This is a genomic window from Pseudomonas paraglycinae (genome assembly GCF_021601625.1).
GTDB classification, from domain to species: domain Bacteria; phylum Pseudomonadota; class Gammaproteobacteria; order Pseudomonadales; family Pseudomonadaceae; genus Aquipseudomonas; species Aquipseudomonas paraglycinae.
The window spans coordinates 79,279-93,673 of record NZ_BQHR01000008.1 but is presented as its reverse complement, the minus strand read 5'-3'; the positions used below and the strand labels follow the sequence as shown (position 1 = coordinate 93,673).

The following is a 14,395-nucleotide window of genomic DNA, read 5'->3' as shown; positions in this document are numbered from 1 at the left end:
TTCACACAGGCAAGTGTCTCGAGCGGCGGTTTCCAACAATCCGTTTGAATGCGCAGGAACCCGCTGCCAGACTGGCGTGTGACGAGGCGCAATCATACGTGCCGCCCGATCCGTGGAAAAGGTACAGATCGGGCTTTTTCAGCCGCTGAGGTGTGATGATGGAAAAGATTGAAAAGACCCTGGAAGAATGGCGGGCGATGCTCGACCCCGAGCAATACAACGTGTGCCGTCTCAGTGCTACCGAGCGACCGTTCTCCGGTAAATACAACGCCACCAAGACTGACGGTGTCTATCACTGCGTCTGCTGCAACGAGCCATTGTTTGATTCCAAGACCAAATTCGATTCCGGTTGCGGCTGGCCAAGCTTCTACGCGCCGATCGGCGAGAGCGCCATGACCGAAATCCGTGACACCAGCCACGGCATGATCCGCACCGAAGTGAAATGCGCCAAGTGCGATGCGCACCTGGGCCACGTATTCCCTGACGGTCCGCCGCCGACCGGCCTGCGTTACTGCATCAACTCGGTGTGCCTGGACCTGGTGCCGCGCGAGTAACCGATACGGGCGATCCATGGGTCGCCTTTCGAATAATTAAATTGCACACAATTCAATTGCTCGCTATTTTTGCCGTCTACCCATTTTTCAAGAGTGCGCACCATGAGCGATAACCTGCTGAACATTCCGTGCACCACCATCAAAGGCGAGCAGAAGACCCTCGCCGATTTCGCCGGCAAGGCAGTGCTGGTGGTCAACACCGCCAGCAAATGCGGTTTCACGCCGCAGTACAAAGGCCTTGAAGAACTGTGGCAGACCTACAAGGATCAGGGCCTGGTGGTGCTGGGCTTCCCGTGCAATCAGTTCGGCAAGCAGGAGCCGGGCAACGAGGGCGCCATCAGCGAGTTCTGCGAGCTGAACTACGGTGTCAGCTTCCCGCTGTTCAAGAAGATCGAAGTCAATGGTAACGGCGCGCATCCACTGTTCGTGCAGTTGAAGAAACGCGCGCCAGGCGTGCTGGGCTCTCAGGGCATCAAGTGGAATTTCACCAAGTTCCTGATCGGCAAGGACGGCCAGTTGGTCAAGCGCTTCGCCCCGGCCACCAAGCCGCAGGATCTGAGCCGCGAGATCGAAGCCCTGCTCAAATGAACAGCCTGTCCGCCGATTCGCTGAAGCTCGACAGTCAGCTGTGCTTCAAGTTGTATGCCGCATCGCGGGCGGTGATCCGTGCCTACAAACCGATGCTCGATCAGCTTGGCCTGACCTACCCGCAATACCTGGCGATGCTGGTGTTGTGGGAGTGGCAGCAATCCGCGCCGGAGCAGCCGACGGTCAAGGCGCTGGGTGAACGTCTGGCACTGGATTCCGGCACGCTGACGCCGCTGCTCAAACGTCTGGAGCAACTGCAACTGGTCCAGCGTCAGCGCTCGGCCCGGGACGAACGCGAGGTTCATCTGAGCCTCACGCCGCAGGGGCAGGCGCTGCGTGAACAGGTCGGGCCGTTGAAGGCGCGGCTGTTGTGCGACAGCGGGGTGGATCTGGACCGGCTCAATGACTTGCGCGACGGTCTCGATCACTTGCTGGGGCAGATCAAAGCACTGTCGTAGTCGGAATCCACTGGTCCAGCAGCGCCGCCAGTTCTTCCCGACGGAACGGCTTGGCCAGATAGTCGCTCATGCCCGCTGCCCGGCAACGTTCGCGCTCCTCGGACATGGCGTTGGCGGTCAGGGCGACAATCGGCAGATGCGGCCAGCGCCCGCTCTGACGGATCTGGCGGCTGGCTTCGTAGCCGTCCATCACCGGCATGTTGCAGTCCATCAGCACCAGATCGAATTCGTCGTGTTCCAGCTGATCCAGCGCTTCCACGCCATGGGCGGCGACTACAACGTCGCAACCGAGTTTGCCCAGCATGCCCTTGGCCACCAACTGGTTGACCGGGTTGTCCTCCACCAGCAGCACCCGACCGCGCCGCTGCGACGGCACGCTTTCGAGGCGTGCGCGGTCGATGGTGGTGAGATCCGGCAACAGCGTCCGGCGCAGATTCTGATACAGCGCGTTGCGAGCCAGCGGTCGCGCCTGCTGCTGCAACGGGGCGAGGGCGGCGGCTTCTTCACCCGGCATGAAACTGCCGTAGGCAGTCACCAGCAGAATCGGTGCCGTCATCGCCGGGCGCAGGCCGAACAGGCATTCCGGGCAGTCGGTGATGATGACGTCGGGGGACAGACCGAGCAGCGGGTCGTCGAGGGTTCGCTGCTCGTAGGTCAGTCCCCAGACCGGCAGCAGACTTTCCAGCAGTTCCGCCAGCCCGCTGACCGCGTTGGTGATTGCCAGCACCTTGCCGTGCAACGGTGGCGGAATCACCGCTCGGGTGTGGCAGGGCAGTGGCAGTTCGGCGCAGAACTGACTACCGAAACCCACTTCGGAACTGATGGTCAGGCGCCCCTGCATGGCTTCGCACAGGTTGTAGGTCAGTGCCAGGCCCAACCCGGTGCCGCCGTACTGGCGGGTGATGCCGGCACCCGCCTGGGTGAACGGCTGGAAAATCTTCACCTGCGCTTCCTGGGCGATGCCGATACCGGTGTCGCAGACTTCGATCCGGACGCCGTCTTTCCAGGTGGACAAGCGCACATCGACCCGACCGAAGCGGGTGAATTTCAGGGCGTTGGACAACAGGTTGCTGACGATCTGCCTGACCCGGGTCGGATCGCCGAGCACCAGCGCCGGAAAGTACGGATCGATCAGGCAGGTCAGTTCGACACTCGGCGCCGCGTTCTGCGACAGCAGGTTGGCGGTGTCTTCGATCAGCGAGCCAAGATCGAATGGAATGTGTTCGAGCTCCAGTTGCCCGGCATCGAATTTCGACAGGTCGAGAATATCGTTGAGCAGCTCCACCAATACCTTGCCCGAGTCGTGGGCGATCGACAGTTGTTGCTGTTGTTCGGCGTTGAGCGGGCCGTCGAGCGACAGGGCGATCATCCCCAGCAGGCCGTTGAGCGGGGTGCGGATCTCGTGGCTCATGTTGGCGAGAAACGCCGAGCGTGCCTCGGCCATGTCCAGTGCCGTGCTGCGGGCCACTTCCAGTTCCTGGTTGGACTGGCTGAGCCGCGCGTTGATCGCCTTGAGCTCGGCGGTACGCGCCGACACGATGTCTTCGAGTTGCGCGAGGTAGTCGGTGAGGCGGTTTTCCGCATTGCGCCGCTGCTGGATTTCGGTGGCGATGTTTTCGAACTGCTGGTTGGCAACCTTGACCAGCACGCCGATCTCGTCGTTGGCGTGCCCGCCCGGACATTCCAGGGTCGTCGGCTCGGCGCTGCGCGGGTCGCGGCCGCTGAGTTCGCGGATCACCCGCACCAGCGGTTTGGTCAGCATCACGTAGAACAACGCGAGCAGAATCCCGGTGAGAATCAGGCTGCGGGCAAACCCGTTGAGCAGCGTGACCTCGGCCCGGCGCAGGAAGCGGCTGCCGAACGCGTAGGTGTCGACTTCCAGTTTCAAGGTGCCGAGGGATTCGTTGGGCAGGTGATCGAGGTAGAGGCGGTCTTCGAACTGGCGTTTGGCGCCGAACAGGAAGTCGCTGATCATCCGGTAGCCGCTTTGCAGCTCCGGGCGTTTGACGTTGGCCAGCACCGTCTGATTGTTGTCGGTCAGTTGTGCGGAAATGATCGCCGGCGAGCGCAGCAGGCCCAGGGTCAGTTCCTGCGCCAGTTCGGCATCGATGTTATAGGCGATGCGCGAGGCCGGGTTGTGGCTGATTTCCAGCAAAGACAGGATTTCACGGTTGATGGACGCGTCTTCACTGGCATAATCGATGCCGATTTGCAGCAGGCTGAGCAGCGTGCCCAGAATGAACCCGACCAGCACGGTAAGCCGGGCCTGTTTGTACGACAGCCGGTGGGTGAATTTGATATCCATGGGGTGTTGAACCACTTCCGTTTCCCTTCGCTGCTCAAGCATAGTCGATCATGCATGGATTCCGGGGTTCCCGAAGCGCCTTGTAACAAGGGCCGGGACTGGTTTCGAACGCTGTGTGTCGTCGCTGCACCGCCATCATCACTGTGAACGAGCCCGAGGAGAAGACGTGGATTCCCGATTGAATGCTTTTCTTGAGCGCGCCGAGTCGGTTCTGGCGCGGATCGAACCACTGCTGCCGGCTCCACGCCCGGTCATCGACTGGGGCACCTGCCTCGCCGCACGCTGGCAGCGTGACGGTCGCAGCGGTTATCTGCTGCCGCTGGAAGTCAGCCTCGACATGCGCTTGTCGGACCTGATCGGCGTCGACCGCCAGCTGGAGCAACTGGGCCGCAACACTCAGCAATTTCTCGACGGCATGCCGGCCAACCACGCGCTGCTGTGGGGTTCGCGCGGTACCGGTAAATCGTCGCTGGTGCGGGCGCTGTTGGCTGAACACGCCAAGGCCGGTTTGCGTTTGATCGAAATCGAGCGCGATCACCTGGCGGACCTGCCACGGGTGGTGGAGCAGATCGCCAAGCTGCCGCAACGCTTTGTGCTGTTCTGCGACGACTTGTCGTTCGAGTCCGGTGAAGGCGACTACCGCGTGCTGAAAAGCGTGCTGGACGGCTCGCTCGAACAGGCACCTGACAACGTGTTGCTGTACGCCACTTCCAACCGTCGTCATCTGGTGCCGGAAAAGGAAAGCGACAACGAAAACTGGAAGCGCGTCGATGGCGAGCTGCATCCGAGCGAGGCGGTAGAAGACAAGATCGCGCTGTCGGATCGTTTCGGCCTGTGGCTGTCGTTCTATCCGTTTACCCAGGAACATTTCCTCAACGTCGTCGAGCACTGGATCGGCCAGTTGGCCGCCAAGGCCGGCCTGAGCTGGGAGCGCGACGAACAGCTGGACATTCTCGCCGTGCGCTGGGCAACCGGCCGTGGCAACCGCAACGGACGTTGCGCGTACCAATTCGCCCGTTACTGGGTGGGACTGAAATTGTTGGAGCACAAGGCCTGATTGATTTGCAACAGAGCGGCCAGGGCCTCGAAGGCTATGGCATGTTGGCCGCGCAACTGGAATCGCTGCTGGCGGACGAGCGCGATTTCATCGCCAACGCCGCGCAGTTTTCGGCGTTTCTGTTCAACCAGCTCGATGACCTGAACTGGGCCGGTTTCTACCTCAATCGCAACGAAGAGCTGGTGCTCGGTCCGTTCCAGGGCCAGATCGCCTGCGTGCGCATTCCGTTCGGACGCGGTGTGTGCGGCGCGGCGGCTGCCAGCTTGCAAACGCAACGGGTTGAAGACGTTCACGCGTTCCCCGGCCATATCGCCTGCGACAGTGCGTCGAACAGCGAACTGGTCGTGCCGTTGGTCAAGGACGGCCGTCTGATCGGCGTGCTCGACCTCGACAGTCCGAAGCTCGCGCGTTTCGGTGCCGACGATCAGGCCGGGATCGAACAACTGGCGGCGATCTTCCTGCGCCTGACCGACTGCTGATCACGCCGACAGGCCTGCCTTGAGCAGCACGGCCGCCGGGTCCACGGCATCGATCTGCCGTGGATCGAGAAACCGCGTGGCGTACTGCAAGTACACGCCATCGCGGATGAACAGCCCGAACAACTCCGCATCGATGTGCGCCTCGCGGCACATGGTGGCCATGATCCCCAGCGCTTCACTGAGGGACTTGGCCTTTTTGTACGGGCGGTCGGCGGCGGTCAGGGCTTCGAAAATATCGGCAATCGCCATCATGCGCGCCGGCAGGCTCATGTCTTCGCGTTTCAGGCGCTTGGGATAACCGGTGCCGTCCATCTTTTCGTGATGCCCGCCGGCGATTTCCGCCACGCTGTTCAGATGCCCGGGGAAGGGCAGGTGGCTGAGCATCAGGATCGTCTGCACCATGTGGTGGTTGATGATGTAGCGTTCTTCGCGGGTCAGGGTGCCCCGGGGGATGCTCAGGTTGTACAGCTCGCCGCGATTGTATTTGTACGGCGGGACGTCGAGCTTGAAGCCCCACGGATTGTCCTCTGGAATGAGCTCGCCCTCGGCGCGTTTCAGCAGATGTTCGGGCTTGTCTGCCAGCAACGGTTCGGTGGCCGGCAAGGTCGGTGCCGGGGTGCGTGACTGACGCCGGTTCTCTTCCCATGACAGGCCCAGCCGATCATCCAGCGTGCGCGTCCATGGGCGTTTCGCGATGCCTTGCAGGCGTTGCAGGTCGGCCTCGGCCATCGCTTCACTGCCCAGATTGCAGTGGGCGACGAATGCAAAATCATCATCCAGTGCTGTCAGGGTTGCGTCGCGCAGCTCGGCCAGTTGCCGCTCTTCGCCGCCCATGGCCAGGGCTTGCCAGTAGCTGACCCAGGCATCGCGCTTGAGCACTTCGAAGCGGGTGCGGATTTCATGCAGGCGATCGTTCAGGGTTTCCAGTTTGGTGGCTTTGTCGACCACGTATTCCGGGGTCGTGACCTTGCCGCAATCGTGCAGCCATGCGGCGATGTGCAGGGCCTCCCATTCGTCTTCGTTCGGCTGGTAATCGCTGAATTCCGGTGCCTGACTGGCCGCGGCGGCGTGGGCGAGCATCAGGGTCAGCTCCGGCACACGCTGGCAATGCCCGCCGGTATAAGGGCTCTTGGCATCGATCGCGCCGGCCAGCAGTTGAATGAACGCATCCAGCAGTTGCTTCTGCCGGGCTTGCAGGCGCTGGCTTTCGATACTCACCGCCGCTGCCCCGGACACCGCTTGCAGGAAGGCAATGCGGTCGGGCCGCAGCTTTTCCAGATCACTCGCCGTGCCGCTGTCATTGATCAACAGCACCAGCAGGCCGACGGTCTCGTTGTGCCGGTTATGCAGGCGGATACCGATCAGGTGCACCCTTGGCGACGCCATGGCCAGCAGCACTTTCTGCAGATCGGTGGCCTGTTCGAAGCCCAGATTGCTCACCACCGTGTTGGCGTTCGCCAGTTGCCGGAACCATTCGGGGCTTTGAGTGGCGTCAAGATTGCGCCCCTGAATATCGAACGCGGCCAGAGCTTGGGACGCGCCATCGACCACCAGCCCGTAGGGCTCCATGCGATTGCCGTCGTTTTCGCGCAGATAAATCAGGCCCGCCTGAGCCTGGGCGATCTGCACGGTCTCGAACAGCGCCCGTTGCAGCAGCGGTTCGAAGCGGGTTTCAGCAGTCAGGCTGTCGGTGATCCGAAAGAAGCTGGCCAGGGTGTCCTTCATGCGGGCCATCGACAGACTCAGCTGGTCGACCTCCAGCACCGGTGATCGACGGGTCACGGGAAAATTGAAATCGAAGCTGCGGATCGCATCGGCTTCCTTGACCAGCGCATGCAGCGGCTTGACCAGAATTCGCGAGATCAGCCACCCGAGCGGCAGGCACAGCAGCAGAGTAGCCAGCGTGATCAGCGCGCCTTGCCAGCGCATGCGATAGGCATCGACCAGCAACTCGTCCTCCGGCACCAGCAACGCCATCTGCAAACCTTTCGGCCCGCCTTCCTGCAACTGGCTGCGGGCGACAATCCATTGCCGGCCGTCGGCCTTGAGCCGGTTGCCCTGGTGACCGGACAACAAGGCATGCAGGGCGGGGCTCAAGTCGGCAGCCTTGGCCAGACGCGCCGTTCGGTCATCGACGATCAGCCGGCTGCTGTCGGGATAGGCCACGGCGTTGCCTTCGGCGTCGAACAGGACGATTTCCGTGGCCGGTGTCACCACGTGTTTGATCAGGGTTGCGGAGAGTGCGTCGAGGGTCAGGTCGGCGCCGATTACCGCGTCATCACCGCTGCGCCGGGCCAGTGTTGTGCCGACGTTGTGGGTGGAGAAAAAGACGTAGGGTTCGGTGGTGATCTGTTCAGTCTGCTGCCGTGCGTTGATGTACCACGCCCGGCTGCGGGGATCATAAGGATCGTCGGGATTGTCCTGCCGGCCGACCGGGGACAGGGCCTGGTCGAAGAACAGCGACTGCGAATGCGCCTGACCGCTGGCGTCATGTTCGATGCTCCAGACCTGAAATGCCGCGGCGTCGGGTGCCTTGAGCAGGGTTTTCAGCGCGGGTGTGCGCAAAGGACGGACCATGAAAAAATCGCCGTTGCCATAACCCAGGTACAGCGAGGCCAGGTCCGGGTTGTCCGTCAGTGACTGGCTGAACGGCTTGAGCAGCGCCAGACGCGGTTCGAGGCCGGAAGAGCGGGCGGCGGGGGTGTCCGCCAGCAGGCTCAGCAGGTGTCTAATCGGTTCATAAGTGGCCTGCAGATCAAGGCGCACATCCTGTTCGATGCGGTTGAACAGTTTTTCGCTGCTCGACAGGATGATCTGCGTGGTCTGCCGATAGTTGAACAGACCCAGCACCACCCCGGTGAGCAACAGCAGAAAAGTGAACATGACGCTGATGTGCACATGCAGCGGAAACCGGCGTTGTTCCGGGCGCAGTGGGCTGGGCATTGCGGACTCTCCGTATAGGTAAGCACACTGCTCAGCGTCCAAGCATAGTTAAGCCCCGGTCACTTTGCTCTGGTGGATCCGGGCGAGTTGCTGTTCCAGTGCCTGCTCCAGTTCCAGGATGGCGAGACGGCTGGCCTGACAGCGACGCTCGATCTCATCCCCCGGCAGCGCTTGCAGGCACGCCTGCTCAAGCGCATCGCAGCTGTCGATCAGGCGCGAGGCCTGGGCAATTCGGGCCGCGCCCTTGATCTTGTGGGCGATGACGGCCAGCGCAGGGGGATCTCGAGTAAGGGACAGTGCCTGCAATTCCTGTCGGTCAAGGCGGCTGCTGTTGAGCAGTTCTGCCAGCAGGCGGTGAGTCTGGGAAGGGTTGCCGCCGGTCAGCAGTGTGAGCCCCTGCAGGTTGAACGCCGGCGCGCGGAACAGCGGCTGAACGCTGTTGACCCATTGGCTCAGGCTGTTGAGGCTCAGGGGTTTGAACAGGCATTCGTTCATGCCTGCCTGCTTGCAGCGCAGGATCTCTTCGGGCTGGGCATTGGCGGTGAACCCCAACACGGTGCAAGCCGGGCGGTGGGTCAGCTTTTCGTGCTGACGAATCGCGCGGGTCAGCTCGTAGCCGTTCATGACGGGCATGTTGCAATCGGCGATGACCAGATCAAACTCACCGCTCTTCCATTCTTCCAGTCCGCGCAGGCCGTCTTCGGCGATACAGAAACGATGGCCGAGGTATTCCAGCTGCTGGCACATCAGCAACCGGTTGGCCGGATGGTCATCGACCACCAGAACCGTCAGCGGGGTGAGAGACGCGTGAATCTGCGGCTCGTCCTCAGCTTTTGTCACTCTCGCTGGAAAAATCGTCAGTGGCAGCGACAGACTGACCTGGGTGCCGACTCCGGGCAGGCTGCTCAACCGCAGTTTTCCACCCATCATCTCGCACAGGTTACGGCTGATGACCAATCCCAGTCCTGCACCGCTGACGGTTCTCTGTCCGCCATTACCGGCCTGGGCAAAGGGTTCGAACAGACGCGACTGATCCTGCGTCGTGATCCCGATGCCGCTGTCCTGTACGGTCAACTGCACCATCGAGCGTTCGGGATCATTCGTGGGTAGAACATCCAGCGTGATCCTGATGTGTCCTTCTTCGGTGAACTTGATGGCATTGCTGATCAGGTTCGACAGCACTTGCTTGAAGCGCAGGGGGTCGAGGTGCACATCGACATTCAATTCGGCAGGAGTGACGCTAACTTCCAGTGAGAGCTGTTTCTGTCGGGCGAGGCCTTCGAAGATCCTGACCACTGAGCCTATGGTATCAATCAGGTTGATTCGCTCGGGGTGCAGGCTCAATCGCCCGGATTCGATGCGGGCAATGTCCAGTATGTCGCCGATCAGGCCCAGCAGATCCTTGGCCGAATGGTAGGCCGTTTCGATTCCGGAGCGATCCGGGTGAGCCTGATCCATGCGCTTGAGCGTCAATTCGAGCATGCCGATCACTGCGTTCATCGGGGTGCGGATCTCGTGGCTCATGGTCGCCAGGAACGTACTTTTGGCGCGATTGGCATCGTCCGCCCGTTCCTTGGCCGAGCGCAGTTCGTCGAGCAGCTCGCGACGCTCACTGATGTCGATCCAGCCGCCGATGATCCCCCGCACTTCACCACTGGAGTCCCGGTACGGCAGGATCCAGTGATAGATCGTCAGGCGCCGGTTGCCGATCTGCAGCGGCCGGTCGAGCACCAGCGGCCTGCCCTCGGCCACCACCCGCTGGTAGTCGGCCTGAAAAGTCTGTGCCTCGAAAGCATTATTCAATGCACCCTGCATCACGCTTTTGCCGATGACGTCTTCACGCCGGGCATTGAACGCATGGAGATAGCTGTCATTGCAGCTTTGCAGAAGTCCCTGTCGGTCACGCACATAGATTGGATGGGGCGTGCCGTTGACCAGTGAACCCATGAACTCCAGCTGGTCGTTCAACGCCCGTTCGGCTGCCTTGCGTTGATTGATCTGGCGGCGCATGTAGGCATTCCAGAACAGCGACAGCAGCAACAGCAGGCAGGCCCCGCCGATCGCCTGATAGAAAAAGCGCTGGTATTGACGCCAGGTGCCTTGCGAAACACTTGAGTAACCCCGCCAGCGGCCATTGATGATGCCCAGTTCTTCGGGGGTAATGCTCATCAGGGTCTTGTCGATGATCGAGCCCAGTTCCGTGCTGTCCCTGGCAGTTGCCAGCGAGAACGCCGCCTGACGTGTGCCGATGGTGGTGGTGATCTGCAGTGGCTGTTCGAAAATGCGGGAGGAGATGAAGTAGTTGGCGATGACCAGCGAGTTCACTGCGCCCTCGACCTGGCCTTCGTCGAGCAACGCTACGGCGCTGAAGGTATCCGGCGTTTCGATCAGCTGGATACGTGGAAATTCGGTGCGCAGGTATTCGATCATCGGATTGCCCTGCGCGATCGCCAGACGTTTGCGTTTGAGCTGGCCCAGGTGCGTCGGGCTGTCGGCCGCTTTTCGGGTCAACAGAACGTAGGAGTTTTCCAGGTAGGGACGGCTGAAAGTCAGGGTTTCCTCACGCTGAGCGGTGGGTAGCAGGGCGGCAATCAGGTCGGCCTGGTGATTTTCAATCTGCCTGATCATCTCGGCATCGCTGCGACTGCGGCGTATCTCGAATCGCAGACCGGTGCGCAGGCGAATAAGTTCGAGCAGGTCGGCACTGATGCCGCGAAAGTTGCCATCACTGTCGAAGAACGTCAGCGGTGCGAAGGCTTCATTGACGACGACGCTTACCACCGGATTCCTTTTCAGCCATTGTTCTTCACGCTTGGTCAGTTGCAACTTCTGGTCGGTGAGCAGTGTGTCGCTGCCGACACTCCAGCGTTTGGCGATGTTTTCGCGCTCGCTGCCCGGAACCGCCTTGAGCACCGCGTCGATGATGCCGGTCAATTGCGTATTGTTGCGATGCACGGCGAAGCTGAAGCCGTGGGCTTCGTGCTTGCCGAAGTTGGCCATGCGGATGTTGTTCAGATAGCCCTTGCTGATCATGTAGTGAGTGGAGATGGTGTCGCCGAGAAACACGTCCGCCTGATCGAACGCGACGGCATTGATCGCGTTCTGGTAGGACGGATAGGAGGTGATGAGGGCTTTGGGATACATCGCCTTGACCTCCTCCAGCGGCAGGTAGTGATAGAGCATGCTCAGCCGCAGACTGGCCAGGCCTTCGGTCAGAGAGCGGGTTTCGCCTTCGCGTGTGACCAGGACCGGTTGATCGACTGCGTAGGGCCTGGACAGCATGATGTTGGCGTTCTCCGCTTCGAACCCGTTGGACGTACCGAGCATGTCGATGCTGCCCTCGATCAATGCGCGGATCGCGGCCTCGCGCGAGGCGAAGCGCCTGACCTTGACCGGTAGCCCCGTCGCCTGTCCCACCAGCCCGGCGTAGTCCGCTGTGAAACCTTCGTAGTCGTGTCCGCTGGTTGTCATGTCGAAAGGGGGGTAGTCCGGAGCGGATGCTCCCAGAATCAAATCATTGCGAGTGTGCAGCCACGCCTCTTGCGATGGCTCGAACAGGACCGGAATTGATCTGTCGGTCGAACGCGCGAGCAGGGCAAGGTCCTGGAAGGTTGACGATGCAACTGTGACAGGCGCGCTGAGACTCAGGCATGCACTCAATGCAATCAGAAAACTCTTTAAGCGACTGGGCATGTTGGCTCTCACACGAGTGCGTTACGTTTGGCCATTTCGATAAGTTCTACAAGGGACTTGGCTTTGAGTTTTTGCATCAGGCGTTTTTTATAAGTGCTGACGGTTTTATTGCTGAGAAACATGCCTTTGGCAATTTCCTTGTTGGTGCGGCCTTGGGCAAATAGTTGCAGGACCATGAGTTCCCGATCATTGACGGACTTGAAAAGTTCAAGTTCTACATAGCGCACATCATCGTGACGAACCGGATTCAAGGCCTGGCTGGGAAAGTAGTTATAACCGGACAGTACGGCTTTGATTGCACTGACCAGTTCACTCAGGTCTTCCTGTTTGCATACATACCCCGACGCACCTGACTGCATGCAGCGAATGCCGAACAGGGTCGGGCATTGTGCGGTCAGCACCAGGGTCTTGAACGGCGAACTCATGGAGTTGAAGCGGGCCAGGACCTCCAGACCGTCGAGTTTGGGAATGCTGATGTCGAGAATGATCAGGTCGGGCATGCATTCGCGAACCATCTGCATGGCATCGACACCGTTATCGGTTTCTCCGACGACTTTATAACCTTCATGCTCCAGCAGCATTCGAACGGCGAGGCGGATGACCGGGTGATCGTCGACAATAAAAACGGAGTTCATAATCAAATCCCATACGAGCGCGAATAAAGGGCGCACCTTAGCTCAGATGAATGAGCGGTCGCATGAACTGACGGAGTGTTAGCGGCAATCTAGGATAAGTCCTACAAATAAAGAGGAATCAGACTACGTGTTAACTAGGTTTGCCGTAGGTAGATGCGTGAGATGTCCAGTGACGGGGCTTGATATAAGTTTAAGTGCGCAGAGAAAGTTTATCGGGAAAAGACCTTCGATGATTGTTCTTTGTTTATTTAAGACATTATCTTCGGCCCTCCCGACCAATCCATTGCAGATCGGTCGGGAAGCAGGCGTCAATGGCTGGAACGTCCGGTCATTTCCAGTGCCATGTCACTGGCGTAGCTGTCGGTCATGCCGGCGATGAAGTCGATCATGCGCAGGAACGATGCATGCAGCGGGCCGTGCGGGTTCGGCGCATTATTGCCCAGCAGATCGAGAATCCGGCGGCTCTTGAACGACGGCGTGCGGCCGTTGTGCTGTTCCAGGGCAGCACCGCAGAAGGCGTTGAGCAGAATCTCCAGGGTCGTGTAGGCGCCGATCTCATGCAGGGTCTTGCGCTTGTCCTGGAAGATTTTCTTGCGGGCGATGTCCTTGGCGTTCAACACACAGCGTTTGGCCGGTCCGTGCATGTGTTCCACCAGATCCCCCGGCAGCGTACCGGCCAGCAGCGCGTCCTGTTGTTCGACGAATGCCCGGGCAGCGGCGTTGGTCAGGTGCTCGATGGCCTTGCCGCGCAGGATCGCCAGTTTGCGCCGGCGCGAATCCTGGGGACCGAGCTGGCGATAGGTTTCCGGCAGATCATCGCCGACCAGGCCGAGCAGCAGCGACTCGACTTCGGCGTATTCCAGCAGCTCCATTTCCAGGCCATCTTCCAGATCGATCAAGGCGTAGCAGATATCGTCCGCCGCCTCCATCAGATACACCAGCGGATGGCGCGCCCAACGCTGCTCTTCCAGTTGCGGCAGACCCAGCTTGTGGGCGATCTGCTCCAGCAACGGCAACTCGCTTTGGTAGCAACCGAACTTGTGCTTTTTGTAGCCGAGGGAGTCGGCGTGACGGGCGGTCCACGGGTACTTCAGGTAAGTGCCGAGGGTGGCGTAGGTCAGCCGGGTGCCGCCGTCGAACTGGTGATACTCCAGTTGCGTGAGGACCCGGAAGCCCTGCGCATTGCCTTCGAAGTTCAGGAAGTCACCGCGCTCGGCGTCGCTCATCGCATCCAGCCAGCCACGCCCGGCAGCCTGCTGGAACCAGTGACGGATCGCGTCTTCGCCGGAGTGGCCGAACGGCGGATTGCCGATGTCGTGCGCCAGGCAGGCCGACTGGACCACCATGCCCAGATCGCTCGGCTCGCACCATTCAGGCAGGGCGCGGCGCAGGGGCTCGCCGACACGCATGCCCAGCGAGCGGCCGACGCAACTGACTTCCAGCGAGTGGGTCAGGCGCGTATGAATATGGTCGTTGCTCGACACCGGATGCACCTGGGTCTTGCGCCCCAGGCGGCGGAAGGCGCCGGAGAAGATGATGCGGTCATGGTCTTTATGGAACGGGCTGCGGCCAAGTTCCTGCGGGCTGTGCAACGGTTTGCCGAGACGTTCGCGGTTGAGCAGGGTATGCCAATCCAAGGCTGATTCTCTCCGTCTGGTGACTGATTCCCTAGCTTCCCGGTTC

General features: G+C 60.6%; 10 protein-coding genes. 5 read left to right on the top strand and 5 right to left on the bottom strand.

Annotation, left to right across the window (positions count from 1 at the left end):
* Positions 1-158 precede the first annotated feature (158 nt).
* From msrB to L6D82_RS13655, 3 genes are all read left to right on the top strand, one after another.
* A complete protein-coding gene (gene msrB / locus L6D82_RS13665) occupies positions 159-554 on the top strand; it encodes a peptide-methionine (R)-S-oxide reductase MsrB (protein ID WP_064383288.1) in 396 nt (131 codons plus the stop codon).
* Positions 555-656: 102 nt separating this feature from the next.
* A complete protein-coding gene (locus L6D82_RS13660) occupies positions 657-1,142 on the top strand; it encodes a glutathione peroxidase (protein WP_085607138.1) in 486 nt (161 codons plus the stop codon).
* Positions 1,139-1,600 (top strand): MarR family winged helix-turn-helix transcriptional regulator, encoded by a 462-nt coding sequence (locus tag L6D82_RS13655; protein ID WP_085744964.1) that lies wholly within the window; start codon positions 1,139-1,141, stop codon positions 1,598-1,600. Before L6D82_RS13660 ends, L6D82_RS13655 begins: the two co-directional genes overlap by 4 nt.
* Here L6D82_RS13655 and L6D82_RS13650 read toward each other — a convergent pair.
* Positions 1,584-3,947 (bottom strand): hybrid sensor histidine kinase/response regulator, encoded by a 2,364-nt coding sequence (locus tag L6D82_RS13650; protein ID WP_371857315.1) that lies wholly within the window; start codon positions 3,945-3,947, stop codon positions 1,584-1,586. The two genes, L6D82_RS13655 and L6D82_RS13650, sit on opposite strands and share 17 nt — an antisense overlap.
* 124 nt (positions 3,948-4,071) lie before the next feature.
* On the opposite strand from L6D82_RS13650, the gene L6D82_RS13645 reads away from it, so the two are divergent.
* Both L6D82_RS13645 and L6D82_RS13640 read left to right on the top strand, forming a co-directional pair.
* Positions 4,072-4,962, top strand: coding sequence for an ATP-binding protein (locus L6D82_RS13645; protein ID WP_007955716.1), 891 nt, complete (start codon positions 4,072-4,074; stop codon positions 4,960-4,962).
* On the top strand, positions 4,959-5,441 hold the full coding sequence (locus tag L6D82_RS13640; RefSeq protein ID WP_011335287.1) for a GAF domain-containing protein: 483 nt from the start codon (positions 4,959-4,961) through the stop codon (positions 5,439-5,441). Before L6D82_RS13645 ends, L6D82_RS13640 begins: the two co-directional genes overlap by 4 nt.
* Here L6D82_RS13640 and L6D82_RS13635 read toward each other — a convergent pair whose 3' ends face one another.
* The 4 genes from L6D82_RS13635 to L6D82_RS13620 form a co-directional block, all read right to left on the bottom strand.
* Positions 5,442-8,384: an HD domain-containing phosphohydrolase gene (locus tag L6D82_RS13635; protein ID WP_236189632.1), complete on the bottom strand. Its 2,943-nt coding sequence runs from the start codon at positions 8,382-8,384 to the stop codon at positions 5,442-5,444. It lies immediately after the preceding gene.
* A 48-nt stretch (positions 8,385-8,432) separates the two neighbouring features.
* Entirely contained in the window at positions 8,433-12,077 is a 3,645-nt protein-coding gene (locus tag L6D82_RS13630; RefSeq protein ID WP_236189630.1) for a transporter substrate-binding domain-containing protein, read from the bottom strand.
* 8 nt (positions 12,078-12,085) lie between these two features.
* Positions 12,086-12,712 carry a response regulator transcription factor gene (locus L6D82_RS13625; protein WP_007955724.1) on the bottom strand — a complete coding sequence of 209 codons (627 nt, stop codon included), beginning with the start codon at positions 12,710-12,712 and terminating at the stop codon, positions 12,086-12,088.
* A 308-nt stretch (positions 12,713-13,020) separates the two neighbouring features.
* On the bottom strand, positions 13,021-14,349 hold the full coding sequence (locus L6D82_RS13620) for a deoxyguanosinetriphosphate triphosphohydrolase (protein ID WP_236189628.1): 1,329 nt from the start codon (positions 14,347-14,349) through the stop codon (positions 13,021-13,023).
* Positions 14,350-14,395 lie beyond the last annotated feature (46 nt).